General features: G+C 63.0%; 21 protein-coding genes. 8 read left to right on the top strand and 13 right to left on the bottom strand.

Going from position 1 to position 24,301, the window contains the following annotated elements:
* Positions 1-28: 28 nt before the first annotated feature.
* A complete protein-coding gene (locus tag ACOQFP_RS23030; protein ID WP_206491655.1) occupies positions 29-1,147 on the top strand; it encodes an acyl-CoA dehydrogenase family protein in 1,119 nt (372 codons plus the stop codon).
* Between the two features lie 4 nt (positions 1,148-1,151).
* On the opposite strand, the gene ACOQFP_RS23025 is transcribed toward ACOQFP_RS23030, so the two are convergent.
* Entirely contained in the window at positions 1,152-1,757 is a 606-nt protein-coding gene (locus tag ACOQFP_RS23025; protein WP_421585660.1) for a ribulose 1,5-bisphosphate carboxylase large subunit, read from the bottom strand.
* A gap of 54 nt (positions 1,758-1,811) precedes the next feature.
* Between ACOQFP_RS23025 and ACOQFP_RS23020 the strand changes: the two genes are divergently transcribed.
* The 3 genes from ACOQFP_RS23020 (at position 1,812) to ACOQFP_RS23010 (ending at position 4,238) form a co-directional block, all read left to right on the top strand.
* Positions 1,812-2,996, top strand: a complete 1,185-nt coding sequence (locus ACOQFP_RS23020) for an NAD(P)H-binding protein (protein WP_341243795.1) — start codon at positions 1,812-1,814, stop codon at positions 2,994-2,996.
* A complete protein-coding gene (locus ACOQFP_RS23015; protein ID WP_421585659.1) occupies positions 2,996-3,706 on the top strand; it encodes a CPBP family intramembrane glutamic endopeptidase in 711 nt (236 codons plus the stop codon). The genes ACOQFP_RS23020 and ACOQFP_RS23015 overlap by 1 nt, the downstream gene beginning before the upstream one ends.
* A 94-nt stretch (positions 3,707-3,800) precedes the next feature.
* Complete coding sequence (locus ACOQFP_RS23010) at positions 3,801-4,238, top strand: Lrp/AsnC family transcriptional regulator (RefSeq protein ID WP_032376860.1); 438 nt, start codon at positions 3,801-3,803, stop codon at positions 4,236-4,238.
* Here ACOQFP_RS23010 and ACOQFP_RS23005 read toward each other — a convergent pair.
* Together ACOQFP_RS23005 and ACOQFP_RS23000 are read right to left on the bottom strand one after the other, a co-directional pair.
* Positions 4,210-6,924, bottom strand: a complete 2,715-nt coding sequence (locus ACOQFP_RS23005) for a molybdopterin-dependent oxidoreductase (protein WP_421585658.1) — start codon at positions 6,922-6,924, stop codon at positions 4,210-4,212. The genes ACOQFP_RS23010 and ACOQFP_RS23005 overlap by 29 nt on opposite strands.
* Positions 6,921-7,733 (bottom strand): FAD binding domain-containing protein, encoded by an 813-nt coding sequence (locus tag ACOQFP_RS23000; RefSeq protein WP_206491644.1) that lies wholly within the window; start codon positions 7,731-7,733, stop codon positions 6,921-6,923. Before ACOQFP_RS23000 ends, ACOQFP_RS23005 begins: the two co-directional genes overlap by 4 nt.
* A 181-nt stretch (positions 7,734-7,914) precedes the next feature.
* Between ACOQFP_RS23000 and ACOQFP_RS22995 the strand changes: the two genes are divergently transcribed.
* Together ACOQFP_RS22995 and ACOQFP_RS22990 are read left to right on the top strand one after the other, a co-directional pair.
* Positions 7,915-9,483, top strand: a complete 1,569-nt coding sequence (locus tag ACOQFP_RS22995; protein WP_421585657.1) for a PucR family transcriptional regulator — start codon at positions 7,915-7,917, stop codon at positions 9,481-9,483.
* Positions 9,484-9,492: 9 nt separating this feature from the next.
* Entirely contained in the window at positions 9,493-10,125 is a 633-nt protein-coding gene (locus tag ACOQFP_RS22990; protein ID WP_341243799.1) for a DUF2461 domain-containing protein, read from the top strand.
* Between the two features lie 10 nt (positions 10,126-10,135).
* Here the strand turns inward: ACOQFP_RS22990 and pucL are convergent, their stop codons facing one another.
* Genes pucL through uraD (ACOQFP_RS22970) form a run of 4 tightly spaced genes read right to left on the bottom strand, consistent with a single transcriptional unit; the run spans position 10,136 to position 13,798 of the window.
* Complete coding sequence (pucL, locus tag ACOQFP_RS22985) at positions 10,136-11,056, bottom strand: factor-independent urate hydroxylase (RefSeq protein WP_421585656.1); 921 nt, start codon at positions 11,054-11,056, stop codon at positions 10,136-10,138.
* A 1-nt stretch (position 11,057) separates the two neighbouring features.
* On the bottom strand, positions 11,058-11,384 hold the full coding sequence (gene uraH / locus ACOQFP_RS22980; protein WP_421585655.1) for a hydroxyisourate hydrolase: 327 nt from the start codon (positions 11,382-11,384) through the stop codon (positions 11,058-11,060).
* Complete coding sequence (gene uraD, locus ACOQFP_RS22975) at positions 11,381-11,884, bottom strand: 2-oxo-4-hydroxy-4-carboxy-5-ureidoimidazoline decarboxylase (protein ID WP_421585654.1); 504 nt, start codon at positions 11,882-11,884, stop codon at positions 11,381-11,383. Before uraD (ACOQFP_RS22975) ends, uraH begins: the two co-directional genes overlap by 4 nt.
* A 9-nt stretch (positions 11,885-11,893) precedes the next feature.
* Positions 11,894-13,798 (bottom strand): 2-oxo-4-hydroxy-4-carboxy-5-ureidoimidazoline decarboxylase, encoded by a 1,905-nt coding sequence (gene uraD / locus ACOQFP_RS22970; RefSeq protein ID WP_206491631.1) that lies wholly within the window; start codon positions 13,796-13,798, stop codon positions 11,894-11,896.
* 176 nt (positions 13,799-13,974) lie between these two features.
* On the opposite strand from uraD (ACOQFP_RS22970), the gene ACOQFP_RS22965 reads away from it, so the two are divergent.
* Complete coding sequence (locus ACOQFP_RS22965; protein ID WP_421585653.1) at positions 13,975-14,508, top strand: nucleotidyltransferase family protein; 534 nt, start codon at positions 13,975-13,977, stop codon at positions 14,506-14,508.
* A gap of 313 nt (positions 14,509-14,821) precedes the next feature.
* On the opposite strand, the gene ACOQFP_RS22960 is transcribed toward ACOQFP_RS22965, so the two are convergent.
* The 5 genes from ACOQFP_RS22960 to ACOQFP_RS22940 form a co-directional block, all read right to left on the bottom strand.
* Positions 14,822-15,634 carry an SDR family NAD(P)-dependent oxidoreductase gene (locus ACOQFP_RS22960; RefSeq protein WP_341243804.1) on the bottom strand — a complete coding sequence of 271 codons (813 nt, stop codon included), beginning with the start codon at positions 15,632-15,634 and terminating at the stop codon, positions 14,822-14,824.
* A gap of 15 nt (positions 15,635-15,649) precedes the next feature.
* Complete coding sequence (locus ACOQFP_RS22955) at positions 15,650-17,203, bottom strand: class I adenylate-forming enzyme family protein (RefSeq protein WP_421585652.1); 1,554 nt, start codon at positions 17,201-17,203, stop codon at positions 15,650-15,652.
* 3 nt (positions 17,204-17,206) lie between these two features.
* Entirely contained in the window at positions 17,207-18,439 is a 1,233-nt protein-coding gene (locus ACOQFP_RS22950; RefSeq protein ID WP_341243806.1) for a thiolase family protein, read from the bottom strand.
* Between the two features lie 53 nt (positions 18,440-18,492).
* Positions 18,493-19,758: an MFS transporter gene (locus ACOQFP_RS22945; RefSeq protein WP_421585651.1), complete on the bottom strand. Its 1,266-nt coding sequence runs from the start codon at positions 19,756-19,758 to the stop codon at positions 18,493-18,495.
* A 184-nt stretch (positions 19,759-19,942) separates the two neighbouring features.
* Positions 19,943-21,076 carry a PucR family transcriptional regulator gene (locus tag ACOQFP_RS22940; protein ID WP_421585650.1) on the bottom strand — a complete coding sequence of 378 codons (1,134 nt, stop codon included), beginning with the start codon at positions 21,074-21,076 and terminating at the stop codon, positions 19,943-19,945.
* Positions 21,077-21,773: 697 nt separating this feature from the next.
* Here ACOQFP_RS22940 and ACOQFP_RS22935 point away from each other — a divergent pair.
* The gene (locus tag ACOQFP_RS22935; RefSeq protein ID WP_341245267.1) at positions 21,774-23,186 is read left to right on the top strand and encodes a hypothetical protein; all 1,413 of its coding nucleotides are present in this window, start codon (positions 21,774-21,776) and stop codon (positions 23,184-23,186) included.
* A gap of 126 nt (positions 23,187-23,312) precedes the next feature.
* Here ACOQFP_RS22935 and ACOQFP_RS22930 read toward each other — a convergent pair whose 3' ends face one another.
* Positions 23,313-24,074, bottom strand: a complete 762-nt coding sequence (locus ACOQFP_RS22930; protein ID WP_421585649.1) for a hypothetical protein — start codon at positions 24,072-24,074, stop codon at positions 23,313-23,315.
* Positions 24,075-24,301 lie beyond the last annotated feature (227 nt).

Below are 24,301 nucleotides of genomic sequence, written 5' to 3'. Positions count from 1 at the left end.
CTCAATCAGTGACACAAGGAGATTAGCTATGACTGCCCTTATGGTGCGCGAAAGAGAGACTCTGGAGCAATACCTTCCGGGTTTGTGGGCGTATCTGGACCAGACGCCCCTCGCGCAATTGGAAGCTCGAGATTCCGATGCAATCGACAAATTTCGTGAGTTCGGCGGAACCGGCTTGGTCGTTCCCGCCGAGCTCGGTGGCTTGGGCGCACCGGCCATCGACGCGGTTCGTGCGCAGCGGGCCATCGGGTCTCGCTCGCCGTCGCTCGGCGCGGGAACCACGATGCACCACCTGTCGGTTGCCTCGCTGACGGAGTTCGCGCGCGGTGCCACAGACGACGACCGGGCGCTGATCAAGGCTCTGATCGATCAGAAGGCAATTGTCGCCTCGGGATTCTCCGAGGGCGTCACCGGTGGGAGCGTGTTCATTCCGACGATGACAGCGGTGAAGAAGGGTGACAACTACATCGTCAACGGAAGCAAGAAGCCGTGCAGTCTGGCTCGCTCGATGGACATGTTGACGTGCAGTGTCGAGATCGATTCCGGCGAACGTGCGGTGGCGCTGATTCCGTCGAGCCTGCCCGGGATGAGCGTGAAGCCGTTCTGGACCACCGACATACTGGCCGGGGCACAGAGCGAGGAAGTAGTGCTCGAGGACGTCGAGGTTCCGGTGAGTCTCGTCCTGCCCAACAAAGAAGACGATCCTGACGGCGTGCACGAGATGACGGGCTATCTCTGGTTCGGAATGTTGATCTCCGCCAACTACATCGGGGCAGCGACCTCCCTGCTCGAGCGGATGATCGAGCAGGACAAGGGGGACTACGAGGGGTACGTGCGGGCGGCTGCCGAATTGGAGACATCCATGGCGGCGATCGAGAATGTTGCCAGGGCCTTCGACGAAGGTGAACGCGGGCAAGACATCTCGGTCCGATTGCTGTTCAATCGGGTAGCGATTCGCGATGCGTTGGTGCGCGGTAGTTCGGCGGCGGTCGAATCTCTCGGTGGGATCGGGTTCATCAAGTCGCCGGAGATCGGCTACATCGCAGCGGCGTTGCATGCCTTCGCATTTCACCCACCATCACGACGGTCGATCTCGGAGACTCTCGCTCGGTTCCACGCCGGCGACGAGTTCGCCTTCGTGAAGTAGCGGCCTACTGCTCTGCTTCTCGCTCCTCGTCGGCAAGCTTGTCCTCGCCGCGGTTCCGGAAGAACTTGAATCCGGGAATGCCGATGACGGCTCGTCGGACGTCCTTGGTCACTCCGAGCAGCTCGTGGATCTCGGGCGACACCGTGTCGAGGGTGGTGAGGATGGGAAGCAGAGCCTCCATGTGGTCGAGGAGCCCGGGTAGCTGATCGACCATCGCGATCGCAGCGTCGACCTCGTCCTCGGACAGGTTGTCGACGAATCTGCGCGCCATGGGTGCAGATTTCTCGGCGATGGGAGCGAACAACTCGATCACACTCAATGCGCTCTCGGAGGCGGCCGATGCCGTCGTGACCACAGCGTCCGCGGCACCGGTCGTTCGCTCCACCCTGGCCACGACCGCGTCGGCGGAGTCCACCACGGCGTCGATTCGTGTCATCAATGTCTCTATGTTGCTCAACAGTGCTTCGATTCGGCCGGGCAGGGTAACCGCCAACTCGGTCGTGGTCAGCAACCAACTCGCGCCGACCCTGGCCACCGCGACTCCGCGTCGGAGCACCGTTTCGGTACCGAGGGGATCGGGGAGGACCACGCCTGCCAACACCAGAGCCATAGGAGCGACAATGCCATACCGACGCAACGCACCGAGTGCCGTTAACCTCGACCTATGAGAGCCCTCGTCACCGGTGCCAGCGGATACGTCGGGTCACGACTGGTGGCAGCCCTCCTCGCCGAGGATGTCGACGTCGTTGTCGGGTCGCGCACGCCCGCGAACCTACGCGCTTTCGACTACTACGACTCGGTGACCGCGGTCGCCCTCGACGTGACCGACGAACAGTCCTGCGCGGCGGCGTTCGAGGAATCAGGTCACATCGACGTGGCCTACTACCTCGTGCATGCCATCGGCGAATCCGACTACCGCGCCCAGGACCGTAGGTCTGCCGAGCAGTTCGCCGCCGCCGCGGCCACCGCGGGAGTAGGCCGAATCGTCTATCTCGGCGGATTCGTACCCGACGACGATCGGCTCTCCGAGCATCTCGCGAGTCGAGCAGACGTCGGGGAAGCGTTGACGGTCGACGGCGTCGAGTTGGTCTGGCTGCGGGCGGCCATCGTCCTGGGTGCCGGGTCCACCTCGTACGAGATGTTGCGTTACCTCGCCGACCGTCTGCCGGTGCTCCCTCTCCCGAGCTGGCTCGACGAACCCGTGCAGCCCATCGCCATCGACGATGTGCTGCACTACCTGGCCGCATCGGCCGATCCCGAGACAGTTCCCGCGGGTTCCTACGACATCGGCGGGCCGGACGTGGTGCCTTACCGCGATCTGGTGTTCGCCTACGTCGAAGCTGCCGGTCTCCAACGCATCGGCGTTCCGGTGCCGTTCGTTCCGACCTCGGTCGCAGGCAAGGTGATCGGCAGAATCATCCCGGTGCCTGCCGGGCTCGCCGAGGACCTGGTGGGTTCCTTGCACAACACGATGACCACATCCGAGAGCCGCATACGCGCACTCGTCCCCGACCCGCCTCTCGGTCTGACCACCATCGCAGACGCCATGGCCCGCGGTGTCCTCGGTCAGGTCGGGGAGCCTCCCGGTGTCTGTGCGCTCAAGGATCCGCTTCGGCTCGCGAACACCGACGCAGCATGGAGCGGCGGCGACGCACTGGGAGTCCGGCGACGCGGTGTCGCGGCATCGTCCGATGGCACCTGGGGTCTGATCGAAGCTCTCGGTGGCCGTCGGTTACTTGCCTCGAAGCCCGTTGCGGCCGCAGTACGCACCAACCTCGACGTGGCGGCCGGTGTGAATCGACGCGTGAGTTCCGCCCTGCGTCGGCTGACCGATACCGAGGAGGCCTGATGGGAACGTGGTCGACGACCGCGCTGAACGTGATGAAATCCGCTCTCGTGGACCCGGTAGAGCGGGACCACAGAGAATCCGACGCCGCGTTCCGCAAGCGGCGAATCATCGTGTTGATCACGTTGGTGATCGGTGCCACGGTGCTCTACTTCTCCCTCCAGGTCGAGCCCGGGGACCCGTCCTTCTACACGCTGACGCTGCTGTTGGCGGCGGTCTGGACGGTGGGCGGATTACTGTCCGGCCCGCTGCACCTGGGGCGGATAGTGGTCGGTGGGTCGATCCGGCGACCGATTGTCACCCCGATTCTCATCGGTCTCGCCGTCGGTGGGGTGTTCATGCTCGGCGGCCTCGTGGTTCGACAGATACCGCCGCTGGCAGACTTCACCGAGAATGTGCTCGCGCACGCCAGGACCGGTTCGCTGGTGCTCATCGTGTTCATCACCCTGCTCAACGGCGTTGCCGAGGAGATCTTCTTTCGCGGGGCGTTGTATGCGGCAATCGGAATCAGGCATCCGGTCGTCATCTCGACGGTCATCTATGCCATCGCCACCCTCGCCTCAGGCAACCCGATGCTGGGCTTCGCCGCAGCGCTGCTGGGGTATGTGATGGGCCTGCAGCGACGGGCCTCCGGCGGAATCCTCGCCCCGATCCTCACCCATGTCAGTTGGTCGGCAGTGATGGTTCTCGCCCTTCCGCCACTGTTCATGTGACGACAGGTGGACAAAAAAAGGCGAAAGCACCGATTCGACCCGCAGGATCGGTCCTGTGCGCTGGTTCGCGGCGGATCTGAGCTAGATTGCGCAGGTGAGTGAAAATCTCGATCGTGTGGATCGCCTGATCATCGACGAACTGGTGTCCGACGGCCGCGCCACGCTGGCAACGCTGGCGGAGAAGGCGTCCCTGTCCGTCTCGGCCGTTCAATCCAGAGTTCGGCGGCTCGAGTCGCGTCGCGTCATCCGTGGTTACACCGCGCAGGTGGACCCCGAGGCCCTGGGCCGGCCGTTGTCGGCGTTCGTCGCCATCACTCCGATCGATCCGGCCCAGCCGGACGATGCCCCCGCCAGACTGAAGCATCTCTCGGCCATCGAGTCCTGCCATTCGGTTGCCGGCGAGGAGAGCTACGTCCTGCTGGTTCGAGTCGAATCGCCGCGGGCGCTCGAGCGGTTGCTGCAGGAGATCCGGGCGACCGCCAACGTGCAGACCCGCAGCACGATCATTCTGCAGACGTTCTACGACCGCTGACGGCCCGCCACACGCGATCCGAGGACATCGGAAGCCGGGTGAGTCGGACTCCCACGGCGTCGCGGATGGCGTTCGCCAACGCCGGCGCGACGGGGTTGTACGGGGACTCGCTCATCGACTTTGCGCCGAACGGACCCAGGCGATCGTAGGTGTCCGCGAACACGACTTCGGTCCGAGGGATGTCCGCGAACTGCGGGACGTGGTAGCTCCGGATGGAATCGGTGGTGACCAGACCCGCACCGTCGGTACGCATGTCCTCGTACAGGGCCGTGCCGATGGCCTGAGCGACGCCACCTTCGACCTGCCCGCGGCACTGCTGCGGATTCATCACCGTTCCCGCATCCGCACTCTGCACCGACTGCAGAATTTTCACGGTGCCGGTGTCCTCGTGCACCGCCACTCGGAAAGCCTGGACGTTGAACGCCAGAGAACGCGGCAACCCACCACTGTCGCCCTCGGTGACGAGAGTGCCTCCCGCCCGTGCCAGGATCTCGTCGAGGGTGACGAACCGATCGCCGCATCGAACACCCTCGGGTCCGAGCGTGCAGTCCGAGTGTCGGTGGCCGGTGAAGCGCGCGGCGAGATCGAGGATTCGTGCCGACAGTGCGCGCACTGCAGCGTAGAGCGCTTTGCCCGCCACCACGGTGCCCGCGGAACCGAAAGCACCGGTGTCGTAGGTGACCGCATTCGTATCGGATTGATCGACGAGAATGCGCTCGACCGAGGTGCACAGTTCACTCGCCGCGATCTGAGTGTGCACGGTGGTGGTACCGTTCCCGAATTCTGCTGTTCCGACGCGTATCTCGTAGCGACCCTCGGGCAGCAAAGCCACCGATGTCTCGGCGCGGTGCCCGCGCGGTGGAATGGTGGCGATCATGGCCACGGCCATGCCTTCGCCCACCTTCCAGCCCTCCGGCGCATGCTCACCGTTGCCGCGTCGTAGGGCTGCCTCGGCAAGGTCGATGCACTGATCGAGCCCGTAACTCCCGAACTGTAGGTCGTCTTCCTCGACCTGCGCGGCGACGATGTCGTCGCCGGGGACGATCACGTTGCGTCGGCGAAACTCGAACGGATCGAGGTCGAGTTCGCGCGCAAGATCGTCCATTGCGGACTCGATTGCGAACGCCACCTGTCCCAGTCCGTACCCCCGGAAAGCACCGGAGGGAACATTGTTGGTGTAGACGGTCTTCGCATCGACCCGCTTGTTGGCACAGCGGTACACGGCCACGGATTCACCGCAGCCGTGGAACATCACCCCGGCACTGTGATTTCCGTACGCGCCTGCGTCGGTGAGCACATCGATCGACAGGGCGGTCAAGGTGCCGTCGGCACCGGCTGCTGCGGTGACGTCGACCCGGAACGGGTGCCGGCACGGTGCGACGGTGAACTCGTCGGTCCGGGTGAACTCGAACTGCACTGGCCGTCCGGTGCGCAGGACAGCCAGGGCGACGACGTCCTCGGTCAGCAACTCCTGCTTGCCGCCGAAGCCGCCGCCGACCCGCGCCGCAAACACCCGTACGCCCGCACGCGGCAAGCCGAATATCTCGCAGATTTCCTCGCGCACCAGAAACGGAACCTGGGTGCTGGTGCGCAGGTTCAGCGTGCCGGTCTCGTCCAACCATCCGATGGTGCCGTGGGTCTCGAGGTGCACGTGCTGCACGCGCTGTGTCGTCCACCGGCCGGTCACCACCGCCGCTGCTCCCTCCACGGCAGCGTCGACGTCCCCGGTTTCACCATGCAGCTCGGCCACCAGATTTCGGGACGGGTCCGCGATTCGAGCCGATACGTCCTTGTCTCCGTGGATCTTCGGCGCATCGGGTGCGAGCGAGGATTCCGGATCGAACACGGCGGGTAGCACGTCGTACTCGACCACCAGCGCTCGGCAGCCCTCCTGCGCGGCCGCGATCGACTCTGCGACGACGATCGCCACCCGCTGTCCGATGAAGCGCACGACCGCGTCCAGGACGTGCGTGTCGTCGGGGTCGTCGACACGGCGATCGTGTCGGGCCGTCGAAAATGCCGTTGGCGGGCTGTCTTTCGCGGTGAGGATCACGTGCACCCCCGGTACCTGCTCGGCGGCGGTGGTGTCGATCGACACTATTCGCGCATGGGCGTGCGGGCTCCCGAGCACACTGGCGTGGAGAAGTCCGGGCGGTGAATGGTCGAGGGTGTAAGGCTCGGTTCCGGTGACGATCCGGGCACTTGCCGGTGCCGCGACGGATCGTCCACACGCCGGACCGTCGAGCGTCTTGTCGATATTGCGCACCCCGCAGACAGCGTCGGCAATCGCACGGTACCCGGTACAGCGGCACAGGTTTCCCTTCAGCCGCTCGGGGAGCTCGTCCAGATCGTCCTCGGTCAAGGTTGCGGCGGTCACCACCATTCCTGCAGTGCAGAAACCACATTGGAATCCGGCGGCCTCGACGAACCGGCTCTGCATCGGATGAAGATCCTCCGGCGTGCCCAGCCCGGCAACCGTGGTGACGGATCGGTCGGCTGCACGGAACGCAGGGAAGATGCACGAATGCACCGGCTCGCCGTCGACGAGTACCGAACACGCGCCGCAGTCGCCTGCGTCGCATCCTTTCTTGACCTCGAAGTGCGCGTGCTCGCGCAGCATGGTCCGCAGACACTGACCCGGCCGGGCGGTGACGTCGGTCGGTACGCCGTTGATGTCGACGATCATGACAGTTCCTCGCGAATCTGCTGCGCTGCAGCGCAGCTGATGTGTCGACGCCAATCCGGTGCCCCGTGCGGGTCGTCGTACCAGTGTTGGGGGCCGATGGACTCGTCGAGCGCGTCCCCCAGCTCGGTGGCCGTGGGTAGGGCCGGAAAGCGCAGGACGAATGGACGTACGGTCGACGCACTGACCGTCAGGACGAACTGGCCGTCGGCATCGACTCTGCCGATCACCACCGCCGCAGATCGGCCGAGGGGCGAGAGCGCCAACTTGCGCATCGCAGTTCTCGCTTCGAGCGCGTGCCGCGGAATCATGATGCTGCGCAGCACATCTCCAGGTGCGAGCGCGTTGGCATGCGGGCCGGTGATCAGCTCGTCGATCGCGAGACGGTAGTCGTGATCGGGGCCCGAAGCCGACCACACCTGCCCGACGCCGTCGAGCGCCGCGGTCAACGAGATCATCGCACCGGCAGGCAGGCTGAGCGCGATATTGCCCCCTACGGTGGCGGTCTTCCAGATCTTGAACGAGGCCAACAACGCTGCGGCGCAGCGAGGGAACAGCTCGGTTGCCGGCCACTGGGAGTCGAACCGTGCGAGCGTCTCGATCGTGCAGGTGGCTGCGATCTCGAGCCCTGCCTCCGTCACCGACAACGGCTCCCAGCCCAATGCCGTGACGTCGACGAGGGTACGTAGATGATCCTGCTTCTCCGAGAACAACCAGGTGCCGCCCGCAAGGACCGCGGTGTCTGCTCTGCCGGGCGGCAGATCTGTGCGAGTGCTCGGAAGCAGAATGTCGTCGACAGTGCCGAGATCCATGGCCTTGGTTCACCTCATCTTCGCCTGCAGGTCCACCGCCCGGTGTGCCACCTCGAACTGTAGTGAATTTCTGTTACCGATCCTCGGTGGTCTCGCGATACGCCCGAAACTCGACCGAAACAACCCGCCCATACTGTCGAGATCTACACGCTCAGCCATGGCGAGCCGAGGGAGGATCGCAATGCAGGTCAAGGACTTGCTCGACGCCACACATCTCGGCATTCGTTTGCTGACCTCCGATGCCGACGCTCTGAGCCGCACGCTGAGGTGGACGTACACGACCGATCTGCTCGACCCGTCGCGCTACATCGCAGGAGGAGAACTGGTCATCACCGGTCTGGTGTGGCATCGCACGCCAGCAGACAGTGAGATGTTCGTCCGGGCCGTCGCCGCATCCGGGGCGTCGGCACTGGCTGCCGGGGAAGGCCTGCTCGGCCACATACCTTCGGACTTGACCGATGCATGCGAGCGGCACGGGCTACCTCTGCTCGCAGTACCCGAAACCGTCTCGTTCGGCGATGTGACCGAGTTTCTCGTCGGCCGCGTCACCGGTGACCGAATCGCCTCGCTCAACAACTCGCTCGTCCGGCAACGCCAACTGCTCACCGCGATCGCGGATGGTCGCGCCCTCGACGAGCTGGCATTGCACGTCTCCAGAGAAACCGGCAGGACGTGCCTGATCTTCACCGCGACGGGACGTCGTTTGGTAGCCGAGGTGTCGGCGTTCTCCGATGCCGACGTCGACACCCTGACCCATGCGGCGTTGTCCTGTGAAAGGCTGCCTACGACAACCACTCTCAGCGGTAATGCGGTGTACAGCATCTTCGGTATCGGGCCGTCGCTCGCACAGCGAACGACCCGATGGTTTCTGGCGGTCGCAGGAGATCTGGATACGTTCCCCCCGCCCATCTCCGATGCGTTCGGACAGCTGGCCGCCATCGCCGCCCTCGACCGCGCTCGACGTGAGGAGGGGCGGCTGGTCCGACGCGAGATCGCCGACCAGGCAGTAGCCCTGATCGAGGCCGACAGCACCAGCCCCGAAGCGTCGACTCGACTGCGTCAGGCGGGCGTCGACCCCGACCGTTCGCTGGTCGTCGTCAGGGTCGTGCACACCGGACGCATCGACCTACGCGAGATGCTACGTACTGTTCTCAGTGACACGTTGACCTCGTTCGGCGGCGGCTGTGTCGGAAGCAGCAGCCACGGCGACATCGTCGCGATCGTGAACACCGACGATCCGAACATCGTCGAGACCCTACGAACCCGACTGTCTCGGTTGGGTTCCGGCATCGGACACAGTCGTCTGCTGGTAGGCGTCAGCTCGGAGGCGACCGGCAACACCGTCGACGGTGCGCTGCGATCGGCGCGGTACGCACTGGAGATGAGCAGGCAGGGCAGTGGTTCGGTCACCGTCACCGCGGGATCGCAGTTGACCTCGGCGGTGTCGATGCTGTCGGCACTACCGGACGATGTGCGTCGCTCGTTCGTCGAGCACGTTCTCGCGCCGCTGCTCGAGTATGATCGGCGCACCGACTCCGGCCTGACCGACACTCTTCGTGAGTTTCTGGCCACAGGTGGATCATGGAACCGTACGGCCGAGTCGTTGCATGTCCACCTCAACACCGTCAGGTATCGAATCAAGCGAGTCGAGGAGTTGCTCGGCCGCGATCTGAACTCGACCGAGGACAGACTGGATGTCTACCTCGCACTCAATTCGATCCCTCGATCCTCGGCCACCGGCGCGGCCTAGGATCGAAAGATGACTGGTTTCACCGGAATCCCATTCGCTGCACTGGACTTCTACGAGGACCTCGAAGCCGACAACAGCAAGCACTGGTGGAACGAACACAAACAGGTGTACGAGAGCGCCGTCAAGGGACCGATGACTGCGTTGCTCGCCGATCTCGAACCGGAGTTCGGTAGCGCCAAGATCTTCCGCCCGTACCGAGACGTTCGATTCTCCAAGGACAAGACCCCGTACAAGACCCATCAGGGTGGATTCGTAGCTCGCGGTGACAGTCTCGGGTACTACGTGCAGATAGACCCGGCCGGGCTCTTCGTCGCAGGCGGGTTCTACCACGGTTCTTCCGACGCGATCGCGCGGTACCGCCGTACCGTCGACGACGACGTGCGGGGAGCCGAACTCGAGGGGATCGTGGAGACTCTGGCCGAGGCCGGATACGAGATCGGCGGCGACAAGCTTGCTACCAAGCCTCGGGGGTACCAGCTCGATCACCCGCGGATCGACCTATTGCGCCACAAATCGCTCACAGCCGGGAAGCATTTCGGTTCACCCGACTGGTTGAAGACCCCGAAGGCCGCAATCGAAGTGCGCGATGCATGGCGTGCCCTCACGCCACTGGTGGAGTGGATTGCGGCCCTGCACACGTGAGTGCAGGTCTTTACCCGACGACCGAGAAGGTATTCCAGGCGCTTCCGGCGTCGGGGGCATCCTCGCGTTCGATCGTTGCCTGAATCAGACCGTAGGGCCGATCGTCGGCGTTGAACACCTCCAGGTTGTTCTCGATACCGAATCTGCCCAGGTGGTAGACGAAGTGATGTTTGTTCGGTGCCGACATCCTGATCTCGGCGATGAACGGGAACTGCTCGAGCACGGCTTCACCCATGGCGTACAACGTCTGCTGCAGCGCCAGCGACTGCAGATTGGCGAACCGCTCGATCATCACCTCCTTCACCCCCGCGTACACCGCGTCCCATTCGACATCGGTGGTGGTGTAACGCCATTGGGCCGTCAGTGACGTGGCCATGACGCGGTCGGTGGTGGGCTCGAGAATCGTCAGGTCGTCCTCGAGAAACCCGTGGAACTCCGAACCCGTCGACTTCAGGATCACCATGTCCTTGAAGCCGCTGATCACCCACGTCTGTTGCGCATCGCCTGTGCCTTCGACGGTCACTGCCGAGGTTCGGATCTCCTCACCCTTGCGTGTCCACGTGTGATCGTGCTCGACGCCGTCGATGACCGCGCGAGCCCAGGCGTACTCTTCGAGCTCGATGAGAGCACCGTCGACGGGTTCGACATCGTCGACGTAGTGGCGAGCGAGCGCGAGGCCGTAGCTCTCGAGGTGCACAAGCCCCTTGGTCTTCGCGTACGCGTACGCCGTCTGCTTCTGGGTGTCGGTGGGCAGCACGTTGGATTGATCACCCACCAGGTGTGCGGGGGAGAAGTTGCCGCGCAGCGCGCTCGAGACGTTGATGTCGTGGATCTCGTGGCGCGGTGAGTCTCGGTAGATCCGCACGACACGGTTCTCCGCTTTGCCGTACTGATTGGATCCGAGGACGATCTTGCCGGTCAGGTCGGTCATGTCAGCTCCCGCGATAGGTCGAATAAGCGAAGGGGGACAACAGCAATGGCACGTGATAGTGAGCATCGGGATCCGCGACGGTGAACGAGATGGACACCTCGGGGTAGAAGGTCGGTGTCGCCCTCGCCTCGAAATAGTCGCCCGTGTCGAAGGACAGGCGGTAGACGCCGGGAGCGATCGGTCCCGGTACTAAGTCACCGATGCGTCCGTCCCCGTCCGTGGTGGCTGTGGCGATCACGCCCTCGTCCGGGTGGAACAACCGCACCCGCATGCCCACCGCGGGTGTGCCCGAGGTTGCGTCGAGCACGTGGGTCGACAGTCCGGTCACTGCTCCGGGCCTAGCATGCGGCCGAGACGAATCCGATTGATCTTCGCCAGTTCCACGCGCAGCACCCGTCTTTCGGTTTCGGCATCGTTGTCGAGTCTCTCGTCGAGAATAGCGAGCAACTCCTCCGCCGACCTCCCGGTGGCGCAGACCAGGTAGACGTGCCCGAATTTGGCTTCGTAGGCGCGATTGGCCGCGGCCAGCTTTTCCCGCACCTCGGTACCTGCCGTCGTCACCGCGGCCTGCTCGCGCTTCGACGACGGGTTGTCGGCGTTGCCGCCGATCCGAGGATGCCCGTCCAGCGCATGATCGATCTCGGGCTCGGGCAGTTCGGCGAGCACTCGATCTGCCCTGTCCAACAGCAGGTCTCGACTGTCGAAGGGTCGGCCCGAGGCGACTCGACGGGCCCAGATCGATGATGCGCAGCACTCGTACAACGCATGCATCGCTTGCCGATCAGTGAGCCGATTGAACCCGTCGAGCCCTATCCATTCGTGTAGCACTCTCGCTCGCTATCTGAAGTCGTTGATGCGACCGAACCGCGCGGCCGCAATCGGGTTGGCATCGGCCACGAGATCATCGAATCGGTAGTTCGCGATCTTGGCTATCTCGATCATCGCGAACGACCGTTCCGCCGACGGCGCATTCTCCACCCGAGACCACCCGTTGGCCAGAACTCGATCGTAGCGTTCGGTCTCTCGGGCGCAGATCACCAGCGGGAAGCCGAAGTGCTCGCGGTATTCGGCGGCGAGCTGGACGATGTTGTCGTGTTCGTCCTCCTCGAGGTTGGACAATCCGACGTGATCGGCCGCGTTGAGGGTGCCCGTCGCATCCTCGCTGCCGAGATCCGGATAGCGCTTGATGAGTTCGATCTGTTCTTCGGTGGTGCCGGCGAGGAGTGCTTCCTGGAACGCTTCGCGCAGACCGTGAGCATCGGCGAACGGTCGTTGCTGATAGGCGCGCTCGACCACCCACGGAGTGCCCTGCACCAGTCCGCCGAAGGTATCGGCGAACTCCTCGGAGGACATCTCGTTGACCCGGTCGAGGGTGATTCCCTTCCCCGGGCCGCCGGCTACGGCCTGGCCGCGATTTCCGATGTGGAAGAACAAGACATTGAGCACGATCGCCGAGACCGCGCCGAGCACGATTCCGCTGCCGAACAGCATTTCGAGCCAATCGGGAACGCCCTCCGAGACCGTGGGCTGAATGGTCACGAGCATCGCAAGTCCGAGGCTGGTGGCGACGATGATCAGATTGCGGTGGTCGGTGAAGTCGACCTTCGACAGTGTCTGGATTCCGACCACGGCGACCGTCGCGAACAGAGCCAACGCTGCACCGCCGAGCACGGGTGGGGGGATGGACGCGACGACCGCGGCAGTCTTGGGGAGCAGGCCGAGCAGAATCATGAATCCGCCTGCCGCCGCCACCACCCACCGACTGCGAACACCGGTCAGGCGAACCAGACCGACGTTCTCGGAGAAGGCCGTGTACGGGAACGAGTTGAACGTGCCGCCGATGACGGTGGCAACTCCGTCGGCGCGCAGAGTCGCGGCGATATCGTCCTTCTTGATGCGCTTGCCGACGATCTCGCCGGTCGCATACACACTGCCGGTGGTTTCGACCGCGATGATGAGCATGACGACGATCATCGAAATGATGGCGATGACACTGAATTTGGGTACACCGAACAGGAAGGGCTGGGTGAAGCCAACCCACGACGCGTCGGACGTACCGTCGAAGTTCATGTCTCCCAGAATGAATGCCACGGCACTGCCGATCACGAGCCCCAGCAATACCGCGATGGTGGCCATGAACCCCTTGAAGAACCGTTGGATGAGCACGATGATCAACAACGTGCCGATCGCATACGCCATCCAGCGTCCGTTGGTCGGATCCTGTTCGTGGGTAGAGGGATTGGTCACCGCATCGTTCACGGCCACCGGGAGCAGAGCGACGCCGATGATCGTGATGACGGTGCCGGTCACCACCGGCGGGAAGAAGCGCAGCAACTTGCTGAAGTACGGTGCCATGAAGAAGGTGACCAGTCCGGCCACGATGACGGCCCCGTAGACGTACAGCAACCCCTCGGTGCCGCCGCCGTTGGCCATCGCGATGGCGATGACCGGTGAGACTCCGGCAAATGTCACGCCCTGCAGCAGCGGAAGACGCACACCGATCTTCCAGAACCCCACCGATTGAATGATCGACGCGATGCCGCAGGTGAACAGATCGGCGTTGATCAGGTGGATCAATTGTTCGTTGGTCAGTCCGATCGCGCTGCCGATGATGATCGGCACCAGCACCGCGCCGGCATAGAACGCGACGACGTGCTGAAATCCGTACGCTGCAAGTTTCGGAGCAGGGAGAACCTCGTCGACGGGATGGACGCGTCTGCGTGTGGTGGGCAAAACGGACATGGTGGCACCTCGCGGAAGCAACAGGGCAGGATTCCTGCGACGCTGCAGGAGAAGTGCACTAAGAATCAGCCATCACGCCTATCCTCGCTAGTCGAGCAAGTACAAACTTTTGGACGTAGTCGCCGCAGGAGTTGTGCGAATATCCAAGACGCGGCCGAATGATCGAAGGAGCAGATGTGTCGGAGTGTGCCGTCGGCGTGCTGCTGGCTGCCGGTGCAGGAACACGGTACGGATCGCCCAAGGTGCTCGCGCACGACGGGGCGTGGCTCCGCGCGGCCGTGCAGGCATTGCGCGACGGTGGCTGTGACCGCGTGGTGGTGGTGCTGGGTGCGGCCGAGACCTCTGTGCCGGACGGTGCGACTGCTGTCCTCGCGCCCGATTGGCATCGGGGGATGAGCGCATCGTTCAGAGCCGGGCTGGCCGCGGCATCGAACGCGGAGTACGCGGTGGTGCACGTGGTCGATACCCCGGATGTCGGACCCGATGTGGTGCGGGCCGTGCTCGACGCGGCGGCCGAGACCGGCCTGTCACGAGCGGTGTTCGACGGACGTCCCGGCCACCCGGTGGTTCTGGCGGGCCGACATTTCGATGCAGCCGCGGCGTCGGCGTCGGGCGACTTCGGTGCGCGGAACTTCCTGCGGGGTCGAGACGATGTGGTTGCCGTCGAATGTTCGCAATGGGCAACGGGAATCGACCACGACTATCGGTGAGCTGCAGCGCCGAGATGTCGCGCACAAGTCGTGAAGCGGCTGGGCCCCTGTGCGCTGGGCGAGAGAATTGACACCCAGGCCGACTCGTGCGGCCGCGAATGAGGCGAGCAGGCCCATTGCCGGACTCCCGGTGTGCTCTCTCTTCGGATTGCTCCACCGATGAAGAACACACCCTGTGGGGATCTGCGACCGAACCGGGTGATGAAGCTACAAGCACCCTCGCGCGATCGAGCGAATATGCCTCTGCTATCGGGCCGGTTCTCAACGGGCGGCCGCCGGTGCACGGCGGCGGACGCCCGTTGAACGAGGGTGATCAGCTCGCTCGGCCCATCCCTAGTGAAATCCCGCCATCTACGACCAACTCTGCACCGGTGATGTACTTGGCGCGGTCGCTGGCCAAGAAGAGTGCAGCGTGTGCGACATCCCAGGCCTCTCCCATGCGACCCATGGGTACCTGCCGATCACGTTTGCGCCACATTTGTTCGACGTCGGTGCTGGTGTACGCCTCGGCGATTCCTGAGACGCTCTCCACCATCGGTGTTTTGATCAAGCCGGGCAACACGGAATTGACTCGGACACCACGGTCGGCGAATTCAGCAGCCGTGGTTCGGGACAGGTGGTTCAACGCGGCTTTGCTGGCGTAGTAGCCGGCATATGCGACTCCGCTCCATCGGATACTTGCCACCGAGGAGATGTTGACGATACTGCCACCACCTTGTGCCACCATTGCTGGAATGACATGTCGCATGGTGTTGAAGGCACCGTCGAGATTGACCTTGAAAACGCGTTCCCAGTCCGTTGGCTCGACGTCGGTAACACCTCCTACGGCAGCGATCCCGACGTTGTTGTCGAGAACATCGATGCGTCCATGCTGATCGAGAATTGTGCGGACGGCATCGGCGACCTGGCTCACGTCGGTGATATCGAGGGTCAGCACGTGGGCGTCGTTACCTTCGTCCCGGATCATTTCAGCTGTTGCCGTGGCCGATTCGGTATCCATGTCGGCGCAGATGACCGTCGCACCTTCTCTGGCGAAGGTGATGGCTGTGGCGCGGCCATTTCCTAATCCTGTTCCGATACATCCTGCTCCGGCGACGACGGCGATCTTGTTTTTCAGCTCGTTCATTGCTTTCCCTCTTGTTCAGATCTGGCGAACGGAAGTGGTCCAAAATGTCTGTCGGACTTCTTTTTTGAGCACCTTTCCGTTTACGCTGCGTGGCAAACGGTCGACGAAGAACACCTGCTTGGGCGTGCGTACGCCCCCCAATGCGTTCCGACAGAGGGCGATGATTTCGTCTTCTCCCGCGTCGTGGCCGGGTTTGAGTTCGATGACTGCCGTGACGCGTTCGCCCCAGTCGTCATCGGGGGCACCGACCACTGCGCAGTCCTCGACAGCCGGATGGCCCCAGATCACCTGTTCGACCTGGCCAGGGTAGACATTGAAACCTCCGGTAATGATCATGTCCTTCTTGCGATCGGTCAGGTGAAGGTAGCCCTCGCCGTCGATGCGGCCAAGGTCTCCGGTGTGCAGCCAGCCGTCCTTGATTACGTCGGCAGTTTTGATCGGGTCCTTGTAGTAGCCCTTCATCACCAGGTCGCCACGTACGCAGATCTCGCCGGTTTCGTTGTGTGCGAGTCGCTGCCCGGTGTCGGGGTCCTTCACTTCGACGTCGACCAACGGATACGGTCTGCCGCAAGAAGACAACCGGTCGTCGGGCGCGATGTTGCCGTCGACGAGGTGCTCCTCGGGTCGGAGAAAGCTGATGCCAGCAGGCGCTTCCATCTGCCCATAGCACTCGATGAAAACCGGCCCCAAACGCTCTAGGCCCAGACGCAGTTTTTCGCTCGACATCGGAGCGGCTGCATAGAGTAGGTAGCGCAGAGTCGAGGTGTCGGCCGCGCGAGTGGCCAGAACGTCGAGCAATCGGTAGACGACGGTCGGCGGTAGGAATATCTCTGTCACACCGTAGGTCTCGATCGCCGTCAGGATGAGATCCGGTGCTGCACGCTCTATGACGACGACCGTCCCGCCCCGAGCGGAAGTCTGCAGTGTCAGAACCCCGGCGGTGTGCGTCATCGGTGCCGCCGCCAGGTTCACCACAGGCTCGTGTGCTTGGTAGGTCAACGCAAGCATCTGGTGGATCACCATGACCGAAAAGCTTCGATGCGTGTTCATCACGCCCTTGGGTTCACCCGTTGTTCCTCCAGTCGGCGATACGGCGATGACATCGTCCATGCGGTAGTCGATGTCGGGCGGAGTCGCCGGATGCGGTGCGACCCAGTCGGTGAGATCGAGTGCGTTTTCGTCATCGCTCAGCGCGATCAGGGTGATGCCGGTATCGAGTTGTCGCAAGTGATCCACGTGAGCGCGGAGCGAAGGATCGTAGAACAAGACCTCGACATCGAAACGCTGTAGGAGTGTTGCGGTTTCGGTCACGGGATTCGCCGGATTGAGCGGAACCCACGCGCCGCCTGCTCGCCACACCCCGAGCACACAGATCCATGCGAGTGGCGCGTTCGGCGAGAGCACCGCGACAGTGCTCTCACGCCGTAGTCCCATGTTCAACAGGGCATTGGCGATCCGGCAGGACATCTCGCCGGCGTCCTGGTAAGTCCAGATCTCCTTGTGTGTTCGGTAGGCGATGGCGTGCGGCCCAGCACGCCATCCGCGGTCGAAGAAGTCGACGATGGCCATCGGTTATTTTCCTTTCAAGATGACGACGGAGGTGACGGCTTCTTCGCCGCGGTGAAATCCGCCCCCGTTCTCGGCCAGGGCGATTCGGGCACCGACGACCTGTCGGGCACCTGCGCGACCACGAAGTTGGTCGGTGAGCTCGAAGATCTGTCCGAGCCCCGTCGCACCGAGGGGGTGGCCCTTGGATTCGAGGCCTCCGGAGGGATTGATCGGGATGCTGCCGCCGATGCTGGTGTGGCCGCGTTCTGCCGCCGCTCCGCCCTCGCCGGGCGGGACCAACCCGAGCATTTCCGATTGCAGGATCTCGGCGAATGCTGTTGCATCGTGCACCTCAGCCACGTCGACCTGGTCGGGCCCGACGCCGGCCTTGTCGTATGCACGTTCGGCGACGTGCTGTGCAAGATGCCCGTCGAAGGTGGTGGTGTCTCGGTCCGTGCCTGTGCCGACTACGGTGGCCAGGACCTCGATGGGATGGTCAGCGTGCAGCCGCGCGAGTCCTGCATCGCTGCACACGATGACCGCCGCGCCGCCGTCAGTGACCGGTGCGCACATCGGGACGGTCAAGGGATGTGACAGCCGCCGTGCTGCGAGAACGTCAGCGACCGACAGTGCGCGACGATAGTGCGCGCGGGAGTTCTCGACGGCGTGTGCGTGATTCTTGGCGCTCACTGCCGCGATCTGCTGCGGTGTCGAGCCGTAGATACGCATGTGATTTCTCGCCATCGCGGCGTAGATGTCCATGAAGATCGACCGGTGCCCGAGGTCCGGTTCGTCCAGGTCACCGCCGAGCTCCACCAGGGTCTGTTCGAGGGCACCACGATCGGTGACATCGAACCCCGCTTCGAACAACGACATCGTCTTCTGCGGATCCCCGACGTGCATCTTTTCCGCGCCGACGGCCAAGGCCACGTCCGCCTCGCCCGCACGAACGTGTGTCACTGCGAGGTTGAATGCGGATGCACCGGTTGCACAGGCATTTTCGACATTGTGCACCGGTATCTTGTCGATGCCCATTCCGCGCAGAGCGATCTGCCCCGAAATGGTCGCCTGGCCTTCGAGGAACCCGTGGGCGGCGGTGGCGTAGAACGCCGCGTCGATCATGCCGATATTCGCCGTGACGTCAGCGTCGCTGAGTGCGTCGCGGGTTGCACTTCGTGCAAGGTCGTAGTTGGAACTGTCAGGGTGTATCCCGAAGGGGGTCATTCCCACTCCGGCGACCCATACGCGTGAACTCATGTATTTCTTTCGTGGTCTGTTTCTGTGTACCTGCGATAGAGAACCGAAATCTATTATCGGAGAGTGCTTTTGCCAGTTTCCGGAAGGAAGAGATAGACCGCTGTGCTCACGGCTGCGACCGCCGCGATGTACCAGGCGAAGCGATCGCCTTGCCCGATCTCCACCAACCACGTTGCAATGTAGGGGCCCGTTCCACCGAATACCGCCACGGCCAACGCGTACGGGAATCCGATGCCGGAACTTCGCAGTCTGGACGGAAAGAGCTCCGCGACTATAGCTGCGCTGATACTTGCCCATGCTGCGATGAAAAGCAGGCCCGTGATCTGGACGAACAGCAAACTCCCCATGGTGGGTTGTAGTGAGGACAGCAGCGGGACCGTCGCGATGGTGAAGAACAGCCCGAACGTGACGAGCAGGGGTTTGCGGCCGACCCGGTCCGACAATGCACCGAACAACGGCAACGCGAGCAAGAAGATCGTCAGGGAGATCACGCCGGTGATCAGGCCCTTCTGCACATCGAAGCCGACCGTGATACTGGCGTAGGTCGGAAGGTAAGCGGTCCAAACGTAGAAGGCAAGAGCTGGCGCAGCGGTGAGACCGAAGATCTGTAGAGCGGACTTGGGGTGCTCTCGGAAGAAGTCGAACATGCCGACGCGGGCGCTCTTGGGCTTGTCGATGACGTCCTCGTGCAGGGTTTCTTGGGCGTGTCGGCGCACCCACAGGCCGACCATGGCCGCAACCGATCCGAGGATGAACGGAATGCGCCAACCCCAGGACGTCATGTTCTCCGAGGACAGAGTGGTGGCAAGGAGGGCACTGAGGCCGATGGCGGTGAGGTTGGCCGACGTCGCGCTGATGTAGAGAACGCTCGAGAACAGCCCGCGTCGACCGGGTGGGGCCGACTCGACGATGAAAGCCGAACCGGCCGCGTATTCGCCACCTGCGGATGCGCCTTGGATGATGCGGGCGATCAGCAGAATGATCGGTGCCGCGACACCGATCTGTTCGTAGGTGGGTACAGCGCCGATCATCAAGGACCCAATGCCCATGCCGACGATTGTTCCGCTCAGCGCACGCCGTCGACCGAATCGATCTGCCAGAACACCGATGACGAGCCCGCCGACCGGCCGAGCGAAGAACCCTACCGCGAAGATCGCGAGCGTCGACAACAGAGGAAGGAGGCTGTCTTCGCTCGTTTTGGGAAAGAACTGACCCGCGAAGTATATGGCCAGAATGGAGTAGATGTACCAGTCGAACCACTCCACAGCATTGCCAACCGATACGGCCACGAGCTGACGGGCCCGATTCGGCGGCTTCACGAGAACAGTTCGGTTCGAGCTGAGTTGTTTTTCGGTCACAGTTGTCTCCGGTACGCGATGGCGGCCTCCGTGGCCGCTGGTGGGCGTCGAGCGGTGGTGCTGCACGACGACTCAACTATGCGATCCAGATCACACCGAAACTACGGACAGGGGACCAAGGTTCGGCTGCGCTGTTCGTAACTGGCTACGAAGTTGCGATGTCGTCAGATCGGAGGGCCCACGACAGTTCGATGATCGTGTCGGTGTTCGACAGTGATTCGCCGGTCAGTTCCTCGAACCGCGCAAGGCGGTATCGCAAGGTATTGACATGCACGTGCATCGCATCAGCGGCAAGGGGGATGCTGCGGTTGTGTTCCAAGAAGGCTCGTACTGCAGCGATGATCGGTGCTGCCGAACCGCGCGTTCTGTGCAACGGATCGAGGTGGCGCTTGCGAAGAAAAGCGGCGAGTTCGGAATCCATCGGCACCCCGAGCCGCCACCCAAGAGTGTCGAGGCTGTGCACCCCCAATTCGGTGGGAGCTGTCGCATCGAGCACGCGTTTGGCAACGGCGAACGCATTGTGCAGGCGAGCCGGCTCAGTCGCCGGGCCTACAGCGAGGGCAACATCGTCGATTGCCTTCGGTATTCGCGACATCAGTCCCAGGAGCTGTTGTCCCTTCGGCACGACGATGCACACCTCACCTCGCGAGTGACCGGCGAGGGCTCGTTGGAGTGTCGCCGAATCTGCGGCATCGGTGCGGCGAGTGACAAACGGAACATACAATCCGTGACGATCGAGCCCGAGTACGGCCATCCCGCGGTCGAAGGACTCGGCCGCAACAGGGCCGGCCAAAAGTGCCAGCAGCATCTCGTCCCTCAGGCGTTGTTCGGCCAGTTCGCTCGCCACTCCATACTGTCGGTAGCTGGATGCCGCTTGGGCCGAGAAGACGTCGCCGAGTTTCCACAACACGCGCGTCAATCGGACCACCTCGGATCCTTCGATCTTCAGTTCTGCGGCGAGCTCCACGAGGCGATCCTGAATGCATGAAATCGACACGCGAAACCCGGCCATCACATCCTCGATGGGGACTCCGGCACGCAGCCTCTCCTTGATGGAGGTGTCGGCTTCCCAGATGTCCTGCATTTCTGGCACTGTGCCGTCTCGAAGCGTGCGCACCGCTCTACGTAAGTTGCGTTCAGCGGCCGCTGCGATGGCAGCGTCGGAAACTGAAGCATATGCAGTGATTTCTTCTCGGATGCGCGACACCGTGGGGCCGACCACGTGCCCGTCGGCCTCCAGGGCATTCAGCAGCGCCGAAGTAGCGCGAGGCACGGTCATCTGTTCATGATGGCCGACGGCAAACGCGAAGCCCAGTTCGCCCACGCCGCACCCCTCGCATCCCACCCGGACAGCGATGAAATGCCTTGGCCCGAATACACCGATTCAGTGATGGCCGGTTGCGTGCCGTTGATACGAAATTCCTGAGGCACCACAGAACAAAACTCGTCACAGAAAATTCATGACCTCATGCGAAGTACATCCGCGTCGAGTATTGCGCGTAGTGGCTTCTGGGCGTCCTCGGTGCAGCCCTTGCTGATCTGCTTGTCCGGGATCTTGGTGTGGCCGAGAAAGTACTGCTCAGATGCAGACAGATCGACGCTGCGCCGCCCACGAGTACTGTGGCACTGGTGTTTTCGTCGATAGCCGCGGGGAGGTGTCGATTCGTGGGATCTGTGACATCGCCGTCCATCGGACGACCACGACGGAGTTGTCCACGTCCGTGCTGCAGAGGTTTGGGCGGACTCGATGCTGTGACCAATGCCGCAGTCGGAGTTGCCCGTTCGTGAGGTTTGCGTATGATCTCGATTGTGTGGTTTTCGCATTCGGCAGCTAGGGCGAGAAACAGTCCTTGTCCAATTCCGCGTTGGCCGCGTGGGATGTACTCGCAGAGTTCACCTGCCCTCGAGCACGACGTCCTAGGGCTCGGGCATCGCTCGTCACAGTCCATCGCGTCTTTATCGCAACGGAGGAAACTATGAACGATTACGCTGCAAAAATTCGCCGGCTGCAGGAACTGGGCCCGCGTAGCTCGGGCAACGATGCCCACCGTGCGCTCATCGAGGAGGTCGCACTTGACCTGACCGACCTGGGTCTCGATGTGAATCGGGACTCGCACTCGTTCGAGCGGTGGGATGCCACCCCCGACCAGATAGGCCTTACCGTCAAGGGGCGCAGCATCGTTCTGAGTTCGGCGTGGCCATATTCTGGCGAAACACCGGCAGCGGGGGTTACCGGGCCACTGATCATGCTGCGCGGACGATTGAAGAACTGGAAATCGGCGTCCGGCAAGATCGCCGTGATCGAGGCCCGCAACATCGACGTTCCGGCTCATCTGCTCTTCGACACGTGGGGCGGGGAATTGCCGTTTCACACGCTCTCGAATCCCGTCGTCGGGTCGGAACTCGCTGGAACCGACTTGGCGAGAGCACGCAAAGCGGGGGTCCTCGGCGTTGTCGCCATCTGGCGCGACCTCCCCGATAGCGCCGCGCATGCCCAGTACCTCCCGTTCACCCGTGACTACCAGGGGATTCCAGCGGTATGGGCACCCGAGTCCGAAGCGGACGCCCTCGTTCGTGCTGCCGAAGCGGGGGAAGAAGCCACACTGACACTCGCTGCTGACCGGACACCCGGAGCCTCGATGGACACGCTATGGGCCGTCTCGCCCGGCACGGGACCGCAGGCGAAGGAAGCAGTCCTGGTTGTCACTCACAGCGACGGCGGGAACGCAGTCGAAGAAAACGGTCATCTCGCTCTCCTGGCGCTTGCACACGAGGCAGTGACCGTCCCGCACAACCGGACGATTGTGTTCGTCTACACCGCCGGTCACCTGCGCATTCCTGCCGTCACCAAGCACGGACAAGCCACGACCGCCTGGCTCGACAAGCACCCCGAACTGTGGTCACCGACGGGCGGCGGACTTCATGCCGTTGCTGGCCTCGCGATCGAGCACCTCGGAGCGAAGCATTACAGTGTCGACTCGACTTCCGGTCACTACGGACCAAGCGGCACCTTGGAACCGGAGCTGCTCTACGCAACGACCGCTGAACTCGCCGAACTCGTGCGTAGCACCTGGAGTGGCGTCGAAGTCGGGAAAGGACACCCCGTCAAGCCCGGGCCGATCGTGCAGTTCGGAGAAGGCGAACCCCTGTTGCAGCACCACATACCCGCTGTCTCCCTTATCACTATGCCGCAGTATCTACTCGCCGAAACGAACGACGATGTCGTCGACATAGACGCCCTCAGTCGGCAAGTCGACAGCTTCCGCAAGTTACAGACGCATCTTGCGGGCAGCGTCGACAGCTCCGCTTTCGGAAAAGTCACAGTGCCCGGCAAAGTGAAGAAGCTATTCGCCGCCATCCGAGCGTTTCGATACGCTTCTTCACACTGATCGTCGACTTCGTCCACGTTCTTTCTGCCCGAGTTGATTGCGGCTCGCTGAATCCCCGCTGCGCAATTCGTCGTACCTCTGACGCTCGCCGCGAACTGGTTCGTCATCAACCGGCCTGCCCAGCTCCTACAACCTGTCGATCGACTGAACGAGTTTCCACAACGCGGGGTGTAGTTCGACAAGGCCATCCGGCTGGTCTCGTAGCCAACGCTCGAGCTCGCCGGTCACCGCCAGCGGTTCCGCGACAATATGATTCTGCCCCTCGGCGTCGGGAGACTGACCGAATCCGAACAAGACGTCCGACCACGGGGAACTGGGGTCGATCAGAGCACGCATCGTTTCCCGCTGCGTATCCGCAGTCCATCGTGCCAGTGTGACGCATATGGAGTTCGCGTCGTAGAGCTGGTGGAGTGCTGCCGTTGCGGCGGCACGATCGGATACCAGAAACACGAAAACGTAACTGCCGTCTTCTATCTCGACGGAGGTCCGCGAAACGACAACGCCAGAACTGCGCAGCTCTTTCTCCTCGTCCGTCCACTCCTTACGCGGATTCGGATGGCCGACCCATCCACCGGAAGGGGCATCGCAGGGTACGGCCGGGCGATCAACAGACTCGCCCGGCACCGGCGACCGGTCGAGGATCTCCGCATCAGTCAATTCGATTCCACGGCCACGCCAGCGACCACGAATCGCCACCCAAGGGCGTACGGGATTCACCTGTGTCGCCAGCGTCTCCGCTACCGGTCCCGTCAACTGTACAGCCTTGTCTGACAGTCCATCTGGCGGCTCGAAGCCCGCACCCATGAAGTAGGGCTTGCCATCTTCGATGGCAACCGCGCCGTGCCCACCGATCTCGACACCGTCATCGAAGAGCTGCCGGTCCAGCATGTCGATCTCCTTGTTCCTCGATCGAACAGAGCGCTACCCGGTCCGTTATACCGTCTCCGGCGGACAGAACGACCTGGTTCTGGCCCTCCTCGCGACAGACGAGAAAAGGGTGTCCCGCTCAACATCACCAGCGTGGGAGCAGGTCGGAGGATCAGGGAACGGTCCCATTTTCACAACGGGTCGAACTCCTGGCGAACCGAGTCGGCCCCCGTCGTGCGCCTTTTGCG

The organism is Rhodococcus sp. MALMAid1271, assembly GCF_049195265.1.
Lineage (GTDB): Bacteria > Actinomycetota > Actinomycetes > Mycobacteriales > Mycobacteriaceae > Rhodococcoides.
Note: the sequence above shows the minus strand (reverse complement) of the source record. Positions and strands in the feature narration are given on the sequence as shown.

Bases quoted from the DNA above. Each gene is read 5' to 3' on its own strand.
- ACOQFP_RS22950 (WP_341243806.1), bottom strand. From the start codon at position 18,439: ATGAGTTCACGCGTATGGGTCGCCGGAGTGGGAATGACCCCCTTCGGG.
- ACOQFP_RS23025 (WP_421585660.1), bottom strand. From the start codon at position 1,757: ATGGCTCTGGTGTTGGCAGGCGTGGTCCTCCCCGATCCCCTCGGTACC.
- ACOQFP_RS23020 (WP_341243795.1), top strand. From the start codon at position 1,812: ATGAGAGCCCTCGTCACCGGTGCCAGCGGATACGTCGGGTCACGACTG.
- ACOQFP_RS23030 (WP_206491655.1), top strand. From the start codon at position 29: ATGACTGCCCTTATGGTGCGCGAAAGAGAGACTCTGGAGCAATACCTT.
- ACOQFP_RS22960 (WP_341243804.1), bottom strand. From the start codon at position 15,634: ATGAACGAGCTGAAAAACAAGATCGCCGTCGTCGCCGGAGCAGGATGT.
- ACOQFP_RS22955 (WP_421585652.1), bottom strand. From the start codon at position 17,203: ATGGCCATCGTCGACTTCTTCGACCGCGGATGGCGTGCTGGGCCGCAC.
- ACOQFP_RS22995 (WP_421585657.1), top strand. From the start codon at position 7,915: ATGCAGGTCAAGGACTTGCTCGACGCCACACATCTCGGCATTCGTTTG.
- ACOQFP_RS23005 (WP_421585658.1), bottom strand. From the start codon at position 6,924: ATGATCGTCGACATCAACGGCGTACCGACCGACGTCACCGCCCGGCCG.
- uraD (WP_206491631.1), bottom strand. From the start codon at position 13,798: ATGTCCGTTTTGCCCACCACACGCAGACGCGTCCATCCCGTCGACGAG.
- ACOQFP_RS23000 (WP_206491644.1), bottom strand. From the start codon at position 7,733: ATGGATCTCGGCACTGTCGACGACATTCTGCTTCCGAGCACTCGCACA.
- ACOQFP_RS22990 (WP_341243799.1), top strand. From the start codon at position 9,493: ATGACTGGTTTCACCGGAATCCCATTCGCTGCACTGGACTTCTACGAG.
- ACOQFP_RS23015 (WP_421585659.1), top strand. From the start codon at position 2,996: ATGGGAACGTGGTCGACGACCGCGCTGAACGTGATGAAATCCGCTCTC.
- ACOQFP_RS22935 (WP_341245267.1), top strand. From the start codon at position 21,774: ATGAACGATTACGCTGCAAAAATTCGCCGGCTGCAGGAACTGGGCCCG.
- pucL (WP_421585656.1), bottom strand. From the start codon at position 11,056: ATGACCGACCTGACCGGCAAGATCGTCCTCGGATCCAATCAGTACGGC.
- ACOQFP_RS22930 (WP_421585649.1), bottom strand. From the start codon at position 24,074: ATGCTGGACCGGCAGCTCTTCGATGACGGTGTCGAGATCGGTGGGCAC.
- ACOQFP_RS22940 (WP_421585650.1), bottom strand. From the start codon at position 21,076: ATGACCGTGCCTCGCGCTACTTCGGCGCTGCTGAATGCCCTGGAGGCC.